The organism is Curtobacterium sp. MCBD17_028 (assembly GCF_003234875.1).
Taxonomy (GTDB): Bacteria; Actinomycetota; Actinomycetes; order Actinomycetales; family Microbacteriaceae; genus Curtobacterium.
On sequence record NZ_QKTQ01000010.1, the window covers coordinates 37,402 to 53,729 of the forward strand.

General features: G+C 71.9%; 12 protein-coding genes. 10 read left to right on the forward strand and 2 right to left on the reverse strand.

The genetic code is table 11. The annotated features are described in order from the left end of the window. Positions 1–115: 115 nt before the first annotated feature. Positions 116–1,747 (forward strand): dolichyl-phosphate-mannose--protein mannosyltransferase, encoded by a 1,632-nt coding sequence (locus DEI86_RS12080; protein ID WP_111049658.1) that lies wholly within the window; start codon positions 116–118, stop codon positions 1,745–1,747. A gap of 75 nt (positions 1,748–1,822) precedes the next feature. Here DEI86_RS12080 and DEI86_RS12085 read toward each other — a convergent pair whose 3' ends face one another. After that, positions 1,823–2,485, reverse strand: a complete 663-nt coding sequence (locus DEI86_RS12085; RefSeq protein ID WP_181439770.1) for a TetR/AcrR family transcriptional regulator — start codon at positions 2,483–2,485, stop codon at positions 1,823–1,825. Positions 2,486–2,614: 129 nt separating this feature from the next. On the opposite strand from DEI86_RS12085, the gene DEI86_RS12090 reads away from it, so the two are divergent. The 4 genes from DEI86_RS12090 (at position 2,615) to DEI86_RS12105 (ending at position 6,795) form a co-directional block, all read left to right on the forward strand. Further along, on the forward strand, positions 2,615–4,189 hold the full coding sequence (locus DEI86_RS12090; RefSeq protein WP_111011172.1) for an MFS transporter: 1,575 nt from the start codon (positions 2,615–2,617) through the stop codon (positions 4,187–4,189). A 130-nt stretch (positions 4,190–4,319) separates the two neighbouring features. Beyond that, complete coding sequence (locus DEI86_RS12095) at positions 4,320–5,162, forward strand: sulfurtransferase (protein ID WP_111049660.1); 843 nt, start codon at positions 4,320–4,322, stop codon at positions 5,160–5,162. A 107-nt stretch (positions 5,163–5,269) separates the two neighbouring features. After that, positions 5,270–5,746 carry a GNAT family N-acetyltransferase gene (locus DEI86_RS12100; RefSeq protein ID WP_111011170.1) on the forward strand — a complete coding sequence of 159 codons (477 nt, stop codon included), beginning with the start codon at positions 5,270–5,272 and terminating at the stop codon, positions 5,744–5,746. Then, positions 5,743–6,795 carry an NAD(P)-dependent oxidoreductase gene (locus DEI86_RS12105; RefSeq protein ID WP_111049661.1) on the forward strand — a complete coding sequence of 351 codons (1,053 nt, stop codon included), beginning with the start codon at positions 5,743–5,745 and terminating at the stop codon, positions 6,793–6,795. Before DEI86_RS12100 ends, DEI86_RS12105 begins: the two co-directional genes overlap by 4 nt. On the opposite strand, the gene DEI86_RS12110 is transcribed toward DEI86_RS12105, so the two are convergent. Beyond that, positions 6,784–8,313: a carboxylesterase/lipase family protein gene (locus DEI86_RS12110; protein ID WP_111049662.1), complete on the reverse strand. Its 1,530-nt coding sequence runs from the start codon at positions 8,311–8,313 to the stop codon at positions 6,784–6,786. The genes DEI86_RS12105 and DEI86_RS12110 overlap by 12 nt on opposite strands. 93 nt (positions 8,314–8,406) lie before the next feature. On the opposite strand from DEI86_RS12110, the gene DEI86_RS12115 reads away from it, so the two are divergent. The 5 genes from DEI86_RS12115 (at position 8,407) to DEI86_RS12135 (ending at position 16,312) form a co-directional block, all read left to right on the forward strand. After that, positions 8,407–8,961, forward strand: coding sequence for a TetR/AcrR family transcriptional regulator (locus tag DEI86_RS12115; protein WP_111049663.1), 555 nt, complete (start codon positions 8,407–8,409; stop codon positions 8,959–8,961). A 158-nt stretch (positions 8,962–9,119) separates the two neighbouring features. Beyond that, on the forward strand, positions 9,120–11,021 hold the full coding sequence (locus DEI86_RS12120; RefSeq protein ID WP_111049664.1) for a thioredoxin domain-containing protein: 1,902 nt from the start codon (positions 9,120–9,122) through the stop codon (positions 11,019–11,021). A gap of 81 nt (positions 11,022–11,102) precedes the next feature. Continuing rightward, complete coding sequence (gene hrpA, locus DEI86_RS12125) at positions 11,103–14,951, forward strand: ATP-dependent RNA helicase HrpA (protein ID WP_111049665.1); 3,849 nt, start codon at positions 11,103–11,105, stop codon at positions 14,949–14,951. Positions 14,952–15,216: 265 nt separating this feature from the next. Beyond that, positions 15,217–15,459 (forward strand): hypothetical protein, encoded by a 243-nt coding sequence (locus DEI86_RS12130; RefSeq protein ID WP_111011163.1) that lies wholly within the window; start codon positions 15,217–15,219, stop codon positions 15,457–15,459. 115 nt (positions 15,460–15,574) lie between these two features. Beyond that, positions 15,575–16,312: a class I SAM-dependent methyltransferase gene (locus DEI86_RS12135; protein ID WP_111049666.1), complete on the forward strand. Its 738-nt coding sequence runs from the start codon at positions 15,575–15,577 to the stop codon at positions 16,310–16,312. Positions 16,313–16,328: the final 16 nt, after the last annotated feature.

Consider the following 16,328-nt stretch of genomic DNA (forward strand, 5'->3'; position numbering starts at 1 on the left):
TCCCGCGCGGGCGGCCGACCGCTCGCCACCCGCCTCGTCCTCCACAGGCCGCTCCTGTCCACCGTCACAGGATCCGGACCCGGGAGGCCCGATGCCGCTTCCCTAGGATGCTGGGGTGACGACGGACCTGGCCGAACGCGGCTCCCCGCGCGACCTCGACCGTCCCCGGGGATCACGACTCGACGACTGGTGGGCACGCGTGCTCACCACGTCGACGCGGGTCGCGATCTGGCGATGGACGGGTCCGCTCGCTGTGACGCTGCTCGCCGCGGTCCTGCGCCTCTGGGACATCGGCCGACCGGACAGCCTGGTCTTCGACGAGACCTACTACGTCAAGGACGCCTGGTCCATCGTCCACCTCGGGTACGAGGGCTCGTGGCCGGCGGACGTGGGCAACGACGGCCCCACGACGGACCAGCGGTTCGCGGGCGGCGCCACCGGCATCTACACCGACGTCGCGGAGTTCATCGCACACCCGCCGCTCGGCAAGTACCTCATCGGGCTCGGCGAGCTCCTGTTCGGCGGGGCGAACGCGGTCGGATGGCGCATCACGGTCGCGGCCGTGGGGATCGCGACGGTGTTCCTCGTCGCCGTCATCGCCCGGTCCCTGTTCCGGTCGACCCTCGTCGGCACCCTCGCCGGGTTCCTCATGGCGATCGACGGCCAGGCGATCGTGATGTCCCGCGTCTCCCTGCTCGACGGCATCGTCGGCTTCTTCGCCCTGCTCGGGTTCGGGGCGCTCCTGCTCGACCGCCGGTGGACGGAACAGCGGCTCGATCGATGGCTGACGCGCCGCGAGGACGCTCGGCGGAGCACCCTCTGGGGGCCGTCACTGTGGTTCCGGCCCTGGTTGTTCGCCATGGGACTCGCCTGTGGCCTGGCGACCGCGACGAAGTGGTCGGGCATGTACTTCCTGGCGTTCTTCGCCGTGTACAGCGTGCTGACCGACATGATGATGCGGCGTCGCGCGGGAATCGAGTTCTGGAGCAGCAGCGCGGTCCTCCGGCAGGGACCGGTCACGTTCCTGCTGACCGTCCCGGTCGCGGCCGTCGTCTACCTGGCGTCGTGGAGCGGTTGGTTCCTCACGAGGGGCGGGTACGACCGGACCTGGATCCAGAACGGCGGGCACCGCTGGACCGGTCTGCTCGCGTGGGTCCCCACCAGCGTGCAGAACTGGTGGCACTACCAGACCGAGATCTACGGCTTCAACATCACCCTGCACACGCCGCACGCCTACGCGGCGAACCCGTTCACGTGGCTGCTCATGGTGCGCCCGACGAGCATGTACTACCAGGGCACGGACCTCGGGCAGGACGGCTGCGCGTCCGAGCGGTGCGGAGCCGCGATCACCGACATCGCGAACCCGTTCATCTGGTACGCGGCGGTCATCGCGGCCGTGGTGCTGCTCGTGCTGTTCGTGCGTCGGCGGGACTGGCGGGCCGGGTACGTGCTGCTCGGGGTGGCCGCCGGGTACCTGCCGTGGCTCCTGTACGCCGGGCGCACGGTGTTCCAGTTCTACACGATCGCCTTCGAGCCCTACCTCGTCATCGGACTGGCCGCCGTGCTGGCGATGCTCCTCGGGTCACGGGACGATCCCCGGCCGAGGCGGACCCGGGCGATCGTCTGGGTGATCGTGTACCTCGCCGTGGCGAGCGCGGCCACCGCGTACTGGTACCCGATGTGGACGGCGATGCAGACCTCGTGGGACTTCGTCCGGTCGCACTACTGGTTCTCGTCCTGGCTCTGAGCGGTCGGGGGCCCTGAGCGGTCGGGGGACCCTGAGCGGTCAGGTGGCACTGAGCGGTCAGGGGGCACTGAGCGGTCAGGCCGGAGCCGCGTTCAGCGCGAGCTCGAGCTCCTGACGCTCGAGGGGGCGCCCGCGCAGCGGCGACTCGACGGCGGGCGGACAGACCCCGTCGATGAGCATCTGCCCGTACCGGCGCCAGAGGTCCGGGTCGCAGCCGCGGGTCCGGTCGGCCACGGCACCCACCATGACGACGAGCATCGGCACGTCACGCGCCTGGAAGCCCTCTCGCAGCGCGCCCTCGCGGTGGGCGCGATCCACGAGCGCGGTCATCTCCGCGTCGATCCGGTCCCGGTCCCGTCGCAGCGCGGGCGACGCGGGGTGGGCCCGGACGATCACGTCGGCCAGTGCCCGGTCGCTCGCGCGTAACTCGAGCGCGCCGAGCAGGTAGGCGCGCATGGCCTCGCGTCCGGTGGGGCAGGCGGCGGCGCGCTCCACCAGCGCGGACAGGGTCTCGAACTTCGCCGACAGCAGGGCGTCCACGAGGGCGTGCTTGTCGGGGAACCGTCGGTAGACCGTGCCGACGCCCACGCCCGCCTCGTGCGCGACCTCGTTGAGCGTCACGCTGAGCCCTCGTTCGGCGAAGAGCCGTCGCGCGGTGGCCAGGATGCGCTCTCGGTTCCGCAGGGCATCCGCGCGGAGTGGTCGCGCCTCCCGGTCCGGATGGGACGTGGTGGGCATGTCGGGAACGTTAATCCCGATTTCTGGGAATAAGCGGATGCGGCGCATCCGTTTCGCTCTACACTGAGCGAGGCGTCCGACGGTGCGCGCCTCCACATCCACTGCATCCGAGTGACGGAGGACGCCATCATGACGTCAGAACAGACGGCGACGACGCCGACCGGGGCGGTGCCCACGAGCACCGCGGGTGCGGCGCGCCGCACCGAGGGCGGGGTCCGCAACCCCTCGCCCATCGACAAGAAGGACCACCGCTGGATCGTCCTGACGGTGATCGGCATCGCGCAGATCATGGTCGTGCTCGACGCGACCATCGTGAACATCGCCCTGCCGTCCGCGCAGCAGGACCTCGGCTTCGGCACCGACCAGCGCCAGTGGGTCGTCACGGCCTACTCGCTCGCGTTCGGCTCCCTGCTCCTGCTCGGCGGGCGACTCGCGGACCTCTTCGGCCGGAAGAACACGTTCATCATCGGGCTCATCGGGTTCGCCCTCGCCTCGATGCTCGGCGGCCTCGCGGGCACGTTCGGGCTGCTCGTGGCCGCCCGCGCGCTCCAGGGCGTCTTCGGCGCACTGCTCGCACCCGCGGCCCTGTCGCTGCTCACCACGACGTTCACCGACATGAAGGAACGTGCGCGCGCCTTCGGCATCTTCGGCGCGATCGCCGGATCGGGTGCCGCGATCGGTCTGCTCCTGGGCGGCGTCCTCACCGAGTACGCCTCGTGGCGCTGGTGCCTCTACGTCAACCTCGTGATCGCGGCGTTCGCGTTCGTCGGCGCGTTGCTGTTCATCCCGCGTCCGGTCGCCGCACCGCGGCCCCGCATCGACTACCTCGGGGTCGTCACGATCACGGCCGGCCTGGTCGGCATCGTCTACGGGTTCTCGAACGCCGAGACCAACGGCTGGAACGACGGCCTGACCTACGTCTGCCTCGCCGCCGGCGTGGTCCTCATCGCGCTCTTCGTCCTCATCGAGACCCGTGTCGCACACCCGCTCATGCCGCTCCGCGTCGTGCTCGACCGTGATCGCGGCGGTTCGCTGCTCGCCATGGGCCTCGTCGCCATCGGCATGTTCGGCATCTTCCTGTTCCTGACGTACTACCTCGAGCAGACGCTCGGGTTCTCGTCGCTCAAGACCGGCCTGGCGTTCCTGCCGATGCCGCTGTCGATCATGTTCAGCTCGACGATCCTCGGGACCCGCCTGCTCCCGCGCGTCGGGCCGAAGGTGCTCATCTTCATCGGTGGTCTGGTCGCGGCGGTCGGTCTGCTGCTCCTCACCCGGACGCAGCTCGACAGCGCGTACGCGCCCGTCGTGCTCCCGGGCCTCATCGTCATCGGTCTCGGCATGGGCCTGATCTTCTCGTCGGCGTTCTCCACCGCCACCTCGGGAGTCGCCCGACAGGACGCCGGCGTCGCCTCGGCGATGGTGAACACGATGCAGCAGATCGGCGGGTCGATCGGAACCGCGCTGCTGTCGACGATCTTCGCCGACGTCGTGCGCGACCAGCTCACCGGGACGAAGGGCAGCCAGCTCGACCAGGCCCGCGCGGCCCTCGACGGCTACCACACGGCGTTCTTCATCTCGTCGGGCGTGCTCGTCCTCGTGGCACTGGCGGGCGGTCTGATCATCAACCGGCAGCGGGTGCGCCTGGCCAAGCTGCAGGCGGCTTCGTCGGACATCACGGGTTCGATCCCGACCGCCGCGCACTGATCACACTCCCGGCGCTCGTCGCCGCTGACGACGCGGGGTCGTCCGAGCGTCCACGACGCCGGATGACCCCGCGTTTCGGCGTGTTGCCGGAGCTTGTGGAGCGTCAGTGGGTGCGGGTTATGTTGTCGGCATGTCCCCGCTCCTGACGTCGCCCCTGGTGTCGACCCAGTGGCTCGCCGACCACCTGGGGTCGGACGACCTCGTGGTGATCGACGCGACCGTGCGCACGTCGGGCATCGGCCGCGGCACCCGCTGGGAGTCCGCGCACGACGCGTACGTCGAGGACGGCCACGTGCCGGGTGCGGTGTTCGCCGATCTCGTCGACGACCTCAGCGCTCCCGGAGCGGCCGTCCCGTTCACCCGTCCGGACGTTGCGCGGTTCGAGCGCGCCGTCTCGGCGCTCGGCGTCTCGAACGGATCGACCGTCGTGGTCTACGACGCCGCCCAGGGCGAGTGGGCCTCGCGGCTCTGGTGGCTGTTCCGCTCGTTCGGCTTCGACACCGTGGCCGTGCTCGACGGCGGGTTCGGCAAGTGGTCGCGTGAGGGGCGCCCGATCCGCCTCGGGGCGCTCGCTCCGCGGTCGTCGACGTTCCTCGCGACCGAGGAGCGACCGATGTGGGCGGACCGCGACCGCGTCGAGCGCGCGGTGGACGGGTCGGAGCCAGCCGCCCTGGTGTGCGCCGCCGACGAGCGCGCGTTGGGTCCCGCCGTACCCGAGCTCATCCCCGGGACGACCGCGATCCCCATCGACCGGGTCATCGACGAGGACACGAACGCCTTCCTCCGCCCGCGGACCCTGTCGACGGTCTTCGCCCCCGTGCTCGACGCCCCCGAGGTCGTGACCTACTGCGGTGTCGGTACCGCCGCCTGCGTCGACGCGTTGGCCCTGACGGTCCTCGGTCACGACCACGTGCAGGTCTACGACGGCTCCCTGGCGGACTGGTCGCGGGCGCCCGAGCCGGTCGCCTCCTGATCCTGCCCGTGGCTCGCTCCCCCTCCCGACGGCCGGGAGGCCCGGTCCGGTCCACAGGGACCGGGCAGCGGTCCGACCGTGGGGACGGCACGGGATACCGTGACGCCATGCACAGCACGACGACCACGACCTGGTCCGTTCGCCCGGTCGAGCCCCAGGACGAGGCACCGTGGCGGGCGCTCTACCGCGGGTACCGCACGTTCTACCGCCTCGACCACGACGACGCGGTGGTGGACCGGACCTGGCAGTGGATCGTCCGGGGCGACCACGGACTCTTCGGCCTCGTGGCGTCCAGGCCGGACGGGACCCTCGGCGCGTTGGCCGACCTGCGCTGGTTCGCGCGGCCCTCCAGCGCGACACTCGGGCTCTATCTGGACGACCTCTTCACCGCCGCGGAGCACCGCGGACTCGGGCTCGGCCGCATGCTCCTCGACCGGGCTCGGTCGGTCGCGGCCGACGGGGGTGCGTCCGTGGTCCGATGGATCACCGCTGCCGACAACGCGACGGCGCGGTCCTTGTACGACGCCCACGCCACGGCCACACCGTGGATCACCTACGACATGGCACCGGGAGCGGCACGATGAGCGCGCGCCGCGCAGTGGTGCTCGGCGGCACCGGGGGCATCGGATCGGCGATCGTCCGGCAGCTGCTCGACGCGACCGACGACTGGCAGGTCGACGTGGTGGCGCGACGGGGCGGTGCGGCGGCCGACGCGCTCGTCGCCCGTGGCGCACGCTTCGTCCCGGGTGACCGCCGAGACGGGGTGCTGCTCCGTGACCTCCTCCGTGCCGGGGCCGATCTGCTCGTCGACGGCGTCGGCGCGACCGCGGCCGACGCGCGACAGCTCACCCCGTACCTCCCGGACGTCGCCTCGACCGTGCTGCTCTCGACGAAGGCCGTGTACGTCGACGAGCGTGGTCGCCACGCGAACTCACTCGAACGTCCGGTGTTCCCGGTGCCGATCACCGAGGCCCAGCCGACCGTCCCCGCGGGCGAGGGCGACCCGACCTCCCGAGACGGGTACGCGGCGAACAAGGTGGCCGCGGAACAGGTCCTGCTCGACCACGGCGCCCCGGTGACGGTCCTGCGTCCGTCGAAGGTGTACGGGGTCGGGATCGGCCGGCCGCGCGAATGGTGGGTGGTGCGGCGGGTGCTCGACGGTCGCCCGCACATCGCCCTCGCCGACGGCGGGATGAGCATCGACCACACCACCGCCGCGGCCGGTGTCGCCAGCCTGGTGCACCTCGTCGCCGACGCGCCGGATCGCCGGATCCTCAACGTCGCGGACGAGCCGGCTCCGACAGTCCTCGACGTCGTCCGGACGATCGCCGGACACCTCGGACACCGGTGGGAGGAGGTCCTGCTCGACCAGGAAGCCTCCGCGTTCACGGGCCGCAGTCCGTGGTGGACGCCCTCGCCGGTCGTGCTCGACACCTCGGCCGCCCGCACCCTCGGCTGGCAACCGCCCCGGTTCGAGGACGCCGTCCTGCCCGAGGTCGACTGGCTCGTCGAGGTGGCGCAGTCGACACCCGCCGACGGGGACGTCCCCTGGGCCACCGATCCCTTCTTCGAGCGCCTGTTCGACTACGGCCCCGAGGACGCGGCACTCACGCTCTTGTCGTTACGCGAGTGACGCCGGGTTCCACGCCCGTCGCTCGTCGCCGTCCGGGTCGTCGACCTCGGTGATCGTCTCCGCGAGCAGGGCGGTGGTCCTCCGATCGAGGTCGTAGGGACGCCACGGCGCGCGCCCGGTACACACGAACGTCACCCAGGCGTCGTGCACGGTGCGCGCGGCCCGCTGTGACGGATGCGCTCCGATCCGAGGGGCGAGTTCCGGAAGCGTCACCGTCTCGAACACGAAGGGCGTGTCCGCGGCGTGGCACGAGCCGAGGCCGTCGTTGTCGCGGGCGTCCACGGCGTCGAACCGGTACATCCAGGTCCCGGACGACCCATGCGCTGCTGCCGTGGCGCTCTGCTCCACGCCACGTGACGCGAGCGCCTCCGCGAGGGCGACCGTCGGCATCCGGAACCGCTGGTCGCCGCCGACCGCCACGAGCAGCTCGCCCGACGTCGCCCCGGATCGCGTCCGCCGGTACACGTCGAGACCCTCCGCTCGCAGCCCCCACCGCTCGGCAGCGGCACGGAGCCCCGCGTCGTCGGTCGCGTCGACGAGTCCCGCGGGCCGCGCGAACAGTTCGTACTCGTCCCGGGTCGTCCCGAGCAGGACGGGGACGTCCGCGGCGATCCCGGCACGGACCGCGTCGACAGGCCGGAGTGGCACCAGGTCGCCGTCGATGACGGGCGCGAACGGGACACCACCACGTGGGATCGATCCCCATCCGCCGGCGCTGGCGCGGGCGACGACGCCGCTCACGGCCTCCACCAGCGCGTCGGACGGGACTGCGGCGAGCGCCGCGGTGGTCGGTGGGATCCCGAGGTCCGCCGCGAGCGCGTCGGTCAGTGCCCGTCCCTCCTCGACCGGGAGCAGCCGGCTGCCGGCACCGCTCTGGATCACGGCCGCGGCGAAGAGGCCGCGTGCGGACGGCATCGTGAGCAGGGTGGCGACGGATGCTGCACCGGCGGACTCCCCGGCGATCGTGACCCGGTCGGGATCACCGCCGAACCGCGCGATCTCGTCCCGAACCCATCGGAGCGCGGCGACCTGGTCCTGCATGCCGAGGTTCGGCGAGCCGTCCTCCGTGACGAGGGATCCCTCGGCACCGAGCCGGTAGTTGATGGTGACGCAGACGATGCCGTCGCGGGCGAATGCGGTGCCGTCGTACTCCGGCAGCGAGCCGGAGCCCTGGAGGAACGACCCGCCGTGGATCCACACGAACACGGGGAGGCGGTCCGCGCCGACCGGCGTCCAGACGTTGCAGTTGAGCCACTCGTCGCCGGGGATCGTCACCTCGGGCAGGATCGGCACGACAGGCGCCGGGTAGCTCCCCTTCGGCGCCGTCGGGCCGTACACGGTGGCGTCGCGGACGCCCTGCCACGGGACGACCGGCTGCGGCGGTCGGAGTCGGTTCCGGCCGACCGGAGCGGCGGCGTACGGCACGCCGAGGAACCGTCGGATGCCGTGTTCGGCGGTCCCCCGGATGCTGCCGCCCGACACGTGGACGACGTGTTCCGCCTGCTCGTTCTGTTCCATCGCTGCTCCTCCACGGTACTGTGAGTGGTCACTTACAACTTACGTGTGAGCGACCACTCACACAAGTGACAGCACGGACTCCAGGAGGACGCCATGGCCGGTCGCGGAACCGCCGACGAACGACGCGATCAGATCCGCCGAGCAGCGACCGTGGCGTTCGCCCGTTCGGGACTGCACGGGGTGTCGATCGACACCATCGCGCGCGAGGTCGGCATCAGCGAGGCGTACGTCTTCCGGCTCTTCGGCAACAAGCGCGCCCTGTTCATCGACGTCGTCGTCGCCGCGTGCGACCGACTCACCGAAGGCATGGTCGCAGCGGCAGCGGGACGCACCGGTGCCGAGGCCCTGACGGCGATGGGCGACGCGTACGTCGAACTCCTCGGCGACCGGGACCGGCTGTTGTTGCAGATGCAGGGCTTCGCGGCGTGCGCCGACCCGACCGTCCGGGCGGCGATGCAGGACGCGTTCGGCCGCCTCTGGAACACCGTGGCCGAACGGTCGGAGTTGGGCGACGTGCCCGTCAAGACCTTCATCGGCCTCGGGATGCTCATGAACACCCTCGCCGCGCTCGACGTCGGGACGCTCGACACCGAGTGGGCACGTGCTGCTCGGTCTTTCGTCCCGTTCGGTCCCGCTGGCGTCATCTGATCGCGGCGCGCGCCGCTCCGCGACGACCGGACGGGGTTACCGGAGGCTGCCCTCCTCGGTTCCCCGCACGACGTCCACAGCGTCGGTCGGACCGGTTGCGGTCCACAGCGCGCGTTGGCCTGGGACCCCGGGCGCGGCCTCGGTGCAAGGCTGGGCCCATGAGCGACAACCGTCTCGGCACCGCCGTCAGTCCCTACCTGCGAGCCCATGCCGACAACCCCGTGGACTGGCGGGAGTGGGGCACGGAGGCGTTCGCCGAGGCCGCGGAGCGCGACGTCCCCGTGTTCGTGTCGATCGGCTACGCCACCTGTCACTGGTGCCACGTCATGGCCCGTGAGTCGTTCTCCGACCCGGCGATCGCCGACGAACTCCGTCGGGACTTCGTGTCGGTCAAGGTCGACCGCGAAGAGCGCCCGGACGTCGACTCCAGCGCCATGATCGGCGCGAGCGCGTTCACCCAGAACCTCGGCTGGCCGCTCAGCGTCTTCATGACACCGGGGGGCCGGGTGTTCTACGCGGGCACCTACTTCCCGCCCGAACCCGTGCAGGGGCACCCCTCGTTCCGGCAGGTGCTCGGCGCGGTGCGCGAGGCCTGGACGGACCGGCGGGACGAGGTCGACCAGAACGCCGACGGCATCGCCGCCGCCATCACTGCACAGTCACAGGCGGGTGGCGGCGCGGACGACGCCGGCTCGGAGGCTCGGGGCGGCCCCGCCACGGCCCTCCCGGATCCGTCGGCGGTGCACGCGGTCGTGGACCGACTGGCGGAGGCAGAGGACCGGGAGTTCGGTGGCTTCGGGTCGGCCCCGAAGTTCCCGAACGCGCCGTTGCTCGAGTTCCTCGTCGATGCCGGTGCCGACGGCGACGCGCAGGCGCTCGACCTGGCGGAACGAACCCTGACCGCGATCGCCGGGTCCGACCTCCTCGACCCCCTCGACGGCGGCGTCTTCCGCTACGCCACCCGGCGTGACTGGAGCGTGCCGCACTACGAGCGGATGCTGTACGACAACGCGGGGCTGCTCGCGACCGCTGGTGCCCTCGCCCGACATCGCCCCGACGGCATCGCCCCGCAGCTCGCGCGCGGCATCGCCCGGTTCCTGCACGCCGTGCTGCGGACGGCGGACGGTGTGTTCGTCGCGGCGCAGGACAGCGAGAGCACCATCGACGGCCGACGCGTCGAGGGTGCGTGGTACCGCGAGGACGCCGCGGGTCGCGCTCGGCTCGACCCGCCGCCGCTCGACGACCACGTGCTCACCGGCTGGAACGGACTCGCCATCCGTGCCCTCGCGATCGCCGGGGCGGCGCTCGCGGATCCCACCATGATCGAGGACGCTCGCAGCGCCGCTGACCATCTCCTCGCGACACACGTCCGCGACGGTGCGGTCGTCATCCGGTCCTCGACGCCCCGGGGTCCCTCCGCCGCGGGGCCCGCACTCGAGGACATCGGGCTGTTCGCCGAGGGGCTGGCCGAGCTCGCGCTCGCCAGCGGAGAAGCCCGGTACGCGATGGCGGCGCGGACCATCGTCGACGATGCCGTCACGCTCGACGACGCGGGCCGGGCTCGGGTGGTGGTGGGTGCGGATCCGGTCCTCGCGGCCGCAGGCACCGATGCCGGCGAGCAACCCCAGACGGCGCTGCGGAGCGGCTCGATGGGACTCGCGGGTGCAGCTGCCCGCCTCGCGGAGTTGACCGGCGACTCCCGGTACGGCTCGATCGCCGCTCAGCTGGTCGCTGGCCGGGCGAACGACGGACTGCGGCAACCTCTCGGCCACGCCGATGCACTCGGGCTCGCGCTCGAACTGGGCCGACCGAGTCGCGAGGTCGTCGTGGTGGTCGAGCACCCCGACGACCCGATGGCCCGGCGCGGCGTGGCCGAGCGACGTCCCGGCACGCTCGTCGCGGTGGTGACACCCGAGCAGGCCCGTGCCTTCGCCGCTGCGGGATTCGAGCTGTTCGTCGACCGCGATGCGCTCGCCCCCGCGGCCTACGTGTGTCACGACATGGTCTGCGCGTTACCGGCGCGGACGATCGACGCACTCGCAGCGAGCCTGTCCGCCTGACCCGACCGCTCCCCGGCCACGGCAGGTCGGCACGACCCTGCGGGCCCCGGATGGAGCCACGCGACGTAGACTGGAGGGCTCATGCCGACCACCCCGATCGCGATCTCGTACCCGCCGGACCTGCCCGTGTCGCAGCGGCGCGACGACATCGCTGCCGCGATCCGCGACCACCAGGTCGTCATCGTCGCCGGCGCGACCGGGTCCGGCAAGACGACGCAGCTGCCGAAGATCTGCCTCGAACTCGGACGCGAGCACATCGGACACACCCAGCCACGGCGGATCGCGGCGCGGACCATCGCGGAGCGCGTGGCCGAGGAGCTCGGGAGCGACCTCGGCGACCTCGTCGGGTACCAGGTGCGGTTCACCGACAAGGTCTCGGCGAACACCCGGGTCAAGCTCATGACCGACGGGATCCTGCTCAACGAGATCCACCACGACCGCGACCTCCAGCGCTACGACACGATCATCATCGACGAGGCGCACGAGCGGTCGTTGACGATCGACTTCCTGCTCGGGTACCTGAAGCGGCTGTTGCCGCGGCGCCCCGACCTCAAGGTGATCATCACGAGCGCGACGATCGACCCCGCGTCGTTCTCCCGGCACTTCGACGGGGCTCCGATCATCGAGGTCTCGGGCCGGACGTTCCCGGTCGAGATCCGCTACCGGCCCCTCGTCGCCGAGGACGGCACCGACGCCGACGCCGACGTGGACGCCGAGCTCGACGAGGACGACGCACGCACCGGTGACGCCGGGCGGAGTACCCGCGTCGGCTCCCCCGACGACCGCGACTTCCTGCAGGGCATCACGGACGCGCTCGAGGAACTGGCGCGCGAGGAACCCGGTGACGTGCTCGTGTTCCTGTCCGGCGAGAACGAGATCCGCGACGCCCAGGACGCCATCGAGGGCAAGCGGTACCCGGGCACCGAGGTCCTGCCGCTGTACGGGCGGCTGTCCGCGGCGGACCAACATCGCGTGTTCCAGCGGAGCAGCACGCCGGGCGTCCGCAGGCGCGTGGTGCTCGCGACGAACGTCGCCGAGACGAGCTTGACCGTGCCCGGGATCCGATACGTCGTGGACACCGGCACCGCGCGCATCTCGCGGTACTCCCCACGTGCGAAGGTGCAGCGGCTGCCGATCGAGGCGATCTCGCAGGCGAGCGCGAACCAGCGGTCGGGCCGGTCCGGCCGCACGAGCCCGGGCATCGCGATCCGCCTCTACTCCGAGGACGACTTCGCCCGCCGCCCCGAGTACACGGACCCCGAGATCCTCCGCACGAACCTGGCCGCGGTGATCCTGCAGATGATCTCGCTCGGCTTCGGCGACATCGGCGCGTTCCCGTTCCTGCAACCCCCGGACTCGCGGGGCGTCAAGGACGGCCTCGACCTGCTCCGCGAGCTCCAGGCCGTGGACAAGCAGGGCGCGATCACCCGCACGGGCCAGCAGCTGACCCGATTGCCGATCGACCCCCGCCTCGGACGCATGGTGCTCGAGGCGGGCCGGCAGGGCGTCGGCCGCGAGGTCATCGCGATCGTCGCCTCCCTGAGCATCCAGGACCCGAGGGAACGCCCGCTCGAGCAGCGGGCCCGTGCCGACCAGCTGCATGCACGGTTCTCCGATCCGACGAGTGACTTCCTGACCCTCCTGACGCTCTGGAACCACATCGAGGACCGGCAGACGGAGCTCAGCTCGAGTGCGTTCCGCCGCGAGGTCCGCTCCGAGTTCCTCAACTACCTGCGGATCCGCGAGTGGCAGGACCTGTACCGGCAGTTGTCACGGGCCGCCAAGCAGGTCGGGGTGCACGTCGGGACGGAACGCAAGGACGACCCGGACGCCGTCCACCGCGCGCTGCTGTCGGGCCTGCTCAGTCAGATCGGGTTGCGGGACCGAGAGAAGCGCGACTACCTCGGTTCGCGCAACACCCGCTTCGTCCTGTTCCCCGGGAGCGTGCTGGCGAAGAAGCAGCCGGATGCGGTGATGGCCGCCGAACTCGTCGAGACGAGTCGCCTCTTCGCGCGCACGGTCGGGAGGATCGACCCGGCCTGGGCGGAACCGCTCGCCGGGGACCTCCTCAAGCGCACCTACGGGGAACCCCACTGGGAGAAGAAACAGGGCGCCGTCGTGGCCTACGAGCGCGTGACGCTGTTCGGCGTGCCGATCGTCGCGCGACGGCGCGTGCAGTACGCCCGCATCGACCCGGTGCACGCACGCGAGCTGTTCATCCGGCATGCCCTGGTCGAGGGCGAGTGGGACTCCCCGCAGGCGTTCGACCGGGCGAACCGCAGGCTCCGGAAGGAACTCGAGCAACTCGAGGAGCGCACCCGCCGCCGCGACATCCTGCTCGACGACGAGCGCGTGTTCGACTTCTACGACGCCCGGGTACCCGCCGACGTCGCGACCACCCGGGGGTTCGAGGGCTGGTGGCGCCGAGAGCGCCGGGACCGCCCGGACCTGCTGACGATGCGCCGAGAGGACCTGCTCGACGAGTCCGCCGCCGAGGCTGCGCAGGACGAGTCCGAGTACCCGACGCAGTGGCGACAGGGCGACCAGCGTCTGGCGCTCCGCTACCGGTTCGAGCCGGGCGCCGAGGACGACGGCGTGTCCGTGCAGGTGCCCCTGCCGCTGCTCCCCCGCATGCGCGAGGACGGCTTCGACTGGCAGGTGCCGGGGCTGCGGAAGGAGCTCGTGACGGCGCTCATCCGGGCGCTCCCGAAGCAGATCCGCAAGAACGTGGTGCCCGCGGCCGACTGGGCGGAGAAGCTCGTGGCGGTGCTGCCGGACGACGCGCCGGCCGAGCCGACCGAGTCGTTCCGCTCGACGCTCGCCGCGGCGATCCAGCGCATGGTGCACGTGCCGGTGACCGAGGCCGACTTCGACATGGAGCGCGTGCCACCGCACCTCCTGCCCACGTACACGGTCGTCGACGAGCGCGGCCGCCGCGTCGGGTCCGGCAAGGCGCTCGGGACGCTGCAGGAGCAGCTCAAGGAGCGGACGCAGGCGAGCGTCGCGCGGGCGGCGAGCCGTCCCTCCCGATCGGGAGGCGCGGCTCCGGTCCCCGGGACCGCCGAGCGCTCCGGACTCACCACCTGGCCCGAGGCCGACCTGCCCCAGGTGCTGGACACTCGCCAGGCCGACGGCACGATCCGCGCGTACCCGGCACTGGTCGACGAGGGGAAGTCGGTGGCGGTCCGGCTGCTCGCGACGGCAGCAGACCGGGCGGTGCAGATGCCAGCGGGGGTCCGTCGGCTCGTCATGCTCGCCGTGCCGAGTCCGGTGAGCTACATCCAGTCGCACCTGACCGCGCAGGAGAAGCTCGCCCTCGCGACGAGTCCGTACCCGTCGACGACGGCGCTCTTCGACGACGTCCTCGCGGCGGTGGTGGACGCCGGCGTGCGGCGACGGCACCCGGACGGGCTGGTGTTCACGCGTGCGGAGTTCGAGGCGACCCGGGACGCCGTGTCGGCGACCGTGGTGGACACCATGTTCGGAGCGGTGTCCGAGGTCGCGGCCGTCCTCACGGCGTGGCGTGGTGCCGAGCGCGCGTTGAAGGCCGCCACGTCGATGGCCCTGCTCCCGGCACTGACGGACATGCGGCAGCAGATGGAACGGCTCGTGTTCCCGGGCTTCGTCGCGGCGACGGGCATCGACCGGCTGCGTCGACTCCGCGTGTACCTGCAGGGTGTCGAGGCCCGGGTGGCGAAGCTCCAGCAGAACCCTGGCCGGGACCGCGCCTGGTTGCGGGACGTCGAGACCGCCACGACCCGGTACCTCGAGGCCGGGGGGACCTTCCCGCCGCAGCCCGGTGCGCCCGCCGAGCTCGTGCACGCACGGTGGATGCTCGAGGAGTTCCGGATCTCCCTGTTCGCCCAAGAGCTCCGGCCCGCCGAGACGGTGAGCCTGCAGCGGATCGCGAAGGTGCTCGCGTCGGTCTGAACCCCGATCGGCGTGCCGGGCGACCTGCAGTGTCGGCCGTTCTGGGGACCCGTGCCCCCCGTCGGAGCGCCGCCACGACCCCCGCTTTTTCCGGCATGTGTCCGCGTCTTTCGGGGGTGTTACGTCGGGCCGTGCGGTCACCGAGTCTTCGCCGCCGAGCGACTGTCCGGCCGTCCAGTCGGTCTAGCGTGATGAGCACGCCCGGTGGTCGGGCGGCGTCCGTGCGCGGACGTTGTCGAGCTCCGCTACGGGGAACGGAACCGAGATGGCCTTCGCACTGCACCGCTGGAACCGCGCCACACTGCTCGCGCGCCTCGAGGCGAACGAGGCGATCGACGACGCGTCCAGCATGGATCCCGCGCAGGCGGCGCGGGAGCGGCTCCGGCTGCTGGCCGTCGGCGACCGGTTCGAGGCAGCCGTCATCTCCGACGACGAGGCGATCGCCGAGTTCCGTCGGCTGCGTGACGACGCTCGGCGCATCGCGGTGGGCCAACCGGTCCTCGACTGAGCGCGGCCGCGTCCGCCACGAAGCGTGCGAGCACGACCGGGGCGACCGAGCGGGCGGTGGTTCAGGGCGTCCGACCGGCCGCTCCGGTCGCGTGACCACGTGCGAGGCTGTCGGCATGCAGCACGACGAGCACCATGACCGGAACGCCTTGTCCTTCGGCGCCGTCGCCGACGTGTACGAACGGGGGCGTCCCGGCTACCCCGCCGAAGCGATCGCCTGGGTGCTGCCGCCTGGCGCGTCGCGCGTGGTCGACCTCGGTGCCGGGACCGGCAAGGCGACGAGGGTGCTGACGACGCTCGCCGCCGAGGTCCTCGCGGTCGAGCCCGATCCCGGTATGCGTACTGCACTCGCGCGGGTGCTCCCGGACGTACCGGTGCTCGAGGGCACGGGCGAGGCGATCCCGCTGGAGGACGACTGGGCCGACGCCGTGGTCGTGGCCCAGGCGTGGCACTGGATGGACCCGGTCGCGGCGTCGCGGGAGATCGGCCGGGTGCTCCGGCCGGACGGCACGCTCGGGCTCGTCTGGAACCTCCGGGACGAGACCGTGCCGTGGGTCGCGCGCATGAGCGCCCTCATGCACCAGCCGGGTGAGCGCGTGATGGGCGTCGAGCACCCGGCGTTCGCGCCGCCGTTCGCCAGGCACGAGCGGCACGAGGTCCGCTGGGTGCACGAGCAGAGCCGGGAGGAGTTCCTGGCGATGGTGGCGTCCCGGAGCTACGTGAGCACGCTCGAGGCGGCGGAGCGCCAGGCCGTGCTCGGTCGGATCGAGGACCTCCTGGACGGTGACCCCGCGCTCTCCGGTGACGTGATCGCGGTGCCCTACGTGACCTACGCGCACCGCGCCTCCCGGTAGCGACGCCCGAGAACGA

Bases quoted from the DNA above. Each gene is read 5' to 3' on its own strand.
- DEI86_RS12110 (WP_111049662.1), bottom strand. From the start codon at position 8,313: ATGGAACAGAACGAGCAGGCGGAACACGTCGTCCACGTGTCGGGCGGC.
- DEI86_RS12120 (WP_111049664.1), top strand. From the start codon at position 9,120: ATGAGCGACAACCGTCTCGGCACCGCCGTCAGTCCCTACCTGCGAGCC.
- DEI86_RS12085 (WP_181439770.1), bottom strand. From the start codon at position 2,485: ATGCCCACCACGTCCCATCCGGACCGGGAGGCGCGACCACTCCGCGCG.
- DEI86_RS12130 (WP_111011163.1), top strand. From the start codon at position 15,217: ATGGCCTTCGCACTGCACCGCTGGAACCGCGCCACACTGCTCGCGCGC.
- DEI86_RS12100 (WP_111011170.1), top strand. From the start codon at position 5,270: ATGCACAGCACGACGACCACGACCTGGTCCGTTCGCCCGGTCGAGCCC.
- DEI86_RS12095 (WP_111049660.1), top strand. From the start codon at position 4,320: ATGTCCCCGCTCCTGACGTCGCCCCTGGTGTCGACCCAGTGGCTCGCC.
- DEI86_RS12135 (WP_111049666.1), top strand. From the start codon at position 15,575: ATGCAGCACGACGAGCACCATGACCGGAACGCCTTGTCCTTCGGCGCC.
- DEI86_RS12115 (WP_111049663.1), top strand. From the start codon at position 8,407: ATGGCCGGTCGCGGAACCGCCGACGAACGACGCGATCAGATCCGCCGA.
- hrpA (WP_111049665.1), top strand. From the start codon at position 11,103: ATGCCGACCACCCCGATCGCGATCTCGTACCCGCCGGACCTGCCCGTG.
- DEI86_RS12105 (WP_111049661.1), top strand. From the start codon at position 5,743: ATGAGCGCGCGCCGCGCAGTGGTGCTCGGCGGCACCGGGGGCATCGGA.
- DEI86_RS12090 (WP_111011172.1), top strand. From the start codon at position 2,615: ATGACGTCAGAACAGACGGCGACGACGCCGACCGGGGCGGTGCCCACG.